The organism is Erythrobacter sp., assembly GCF_038133525.1.
Taxonomy (GTDB): domain Bacteria; phylum Pseudomonadota; class Alphaproteobacteria; order Sphingomonadales; family Sphingomonadaceae; genus Qipengyuania.
Genome location: NZ_JAYPTL010000136.1, coordinates 635 through 2416 on the forward strand (window position 1 = coordinate 635; position 1782 = coordinate 2416).

Annotated in this window: 3 protein-coding genes; all 3 read left to right on the forward strand. The window is 67.1% G+C overall.

What is annotated here, in order from left to right; translation table 11 throughout:
* The coding region (locus tag AAFM29_RS17140) for an effector-associated domain EAD1-containing protein (RefSeq protein WP_341713940.1) at positions 1 to 388 on the forward strand (388 nt) is incomplete at its 5' end.
* Positions 385 to 1083: a hypothetical protein gene (locus AAFM29_RS17145; RefSeq protein WP_341713941.1), complete on the forward strand. Its 699-nt coding sequence runs from the start codon at positions 385 to 387 to the stop codon at positions 1081 to 1083. The genes AAFM29_RS17140 and AAFM29_RS17145, both read left to right, overlap by 4 nt.
* Positions 1084 to 1141: 58 nt before the next feature.
* A partial coding sequence (locus tag AAFM29_RS17150) for a hypothetical protein (RefSeq protein ID WP_341713942.1) occupies positions 1142 to 1782 on the forward strand: 641 nt, incomplete at its 3' end.

The following is a 1782-nucleotide window of genomic DNA, read 5'->3' on the forward strand; positions in this document are numbered from 1 at the left end:
TGCGCTTACCTGGGGGTCGAGAACGCCCGCAGGTGATCACGAGACGTATCTCGCGCTGGCCCGCGAGACGGCCCGCAACTACGAGGCGGGCGTCGCCACCAAGGCGCAAGGCGAGGGTCCTCCGCAGCGCCCGATCGGCCCGCTGTGTGATGCGCTTCGGCGGGCCTATCCCGACGTCAGGCGGGCGGTGGTCGTGCTTCAGCGTGCCGGGATCGCGGTTGACGAGATCCGCACGGATCAGTCCGTCTCGAAGCTGTGGAACGAAGCGCTCGCCTGGGCCCGCGACCACCACAGGCTCGACGCCATCGTGAACGTGGCGATCGCGGATTCGAGTGTGCGGGCGCACCACACAGCAATCGTGGCAGCGGCGAAGCCGGAGGCGACGTGAGCACCCCCACCATTTCGGCCGCAGCGCTTCAGGCTGTCGCAGACCACGGCGTTCCGGTAGACCCCGGCGCGCAATACGGCGTCGAAGTCGCGCGGCACTGCACCACCGAGGCGCTCATCGCGGCGCTGCGGAAGAGGGGGTATCGAGTCGAGAGTGCCACTTTCCCGCCTGTGCCGATGTACTCCGATGATGCCTCGACAAGCTACGCCGCAGCCCTGCTGTGGTTTGCCGACGAGGGTCACTACGAGGGGACGTACCGGCGCGGCGCGGGCTTCGCCGGAGCGTGCGGGATGTCGATCGCGCGCAAGGCACTCGGGCTCCCGGTCGACCGGCCAGATCAGACCATGATGCCTCTCGCGGAGGCGCTGGCGCAGCACAAGCCGACGCCCGCGGAGCGCACGCCGTTGGTCGTCCTGCGCGCGATGCTCGCGGCGTACGAGAAGGCGGCGCTGGACGCCTGCATGACCCAACAGCGCGCTCACAAGGGGGCAAGGGGTATCACCCCCGAGGTCCGTGAACTCTGCCGCATCGCCATCCACCGCGGCGAAGCGGTGGAGATCGCCCGGGAGATGCTTGCGGCGGTGCTCACCAACGTCGACCCGAAGCTGATGGCTACCGAATCGACGTGGGGCGACTACGAGGCTCGTCTCGCCGGCACTCGCCCACTCGACGCGCCACCGCTGGACACCAAGTAGCGGTTGACGGCGTGTCGAATACGACACAAGTTCAAGGCGCCCAAGGAGGGCGGAGACAATGCGAAGCAAGGCAATCGACATCGCGAAGACGAAGGGATACTCGGATGCGGACGCAACAGTCCAGTTCGACAAGGTCAAAGCCGACTGTGGCGCGGAGCCCACGGCGGCGATGCTCGCAGACTACGACCGCGACGCGTACCTGAAGATCAGTGTGGCGCGCCCGCTCGCGATGGCGTGGAGCGAAGCATTCGGCCCGAAGAGCGCGGGCGATGACAAGACGCCTGCGGAGGACAAGAAGGGCCGCAAGTTCAAGGCCGGCAAGACCTACAGCCCCGCGGAGCTGGCCGCATTCTACCCGACGGAGAAGAACAACCCCGACTACCGCGCCGCGTGCGCCGCGATCACACGCGAGGCCTGGGTCATCGCGGTGGGGGGCAAGTACAACGAGGAGAAGAGCGCCTACTATTTGACGATCTACCGCGATGAAGAGATCCCGCCCGCGACGGTCATGATCGGCAACGTGCCCATCGCTCCGGTTCTCTTCGGCGAAGACGCGACGCCCAAGGAGGCATGGATCTCCCCGTTCGCGCCGAGCCGTTTCCTGGACGTGGAGATGACCTGCCCGGTGACGGGCGCCTCGTTCAAGGGCTACGTCAAGGACCAGGGCACCGCGGGGGAGGATGACATTCCCATGAGGGC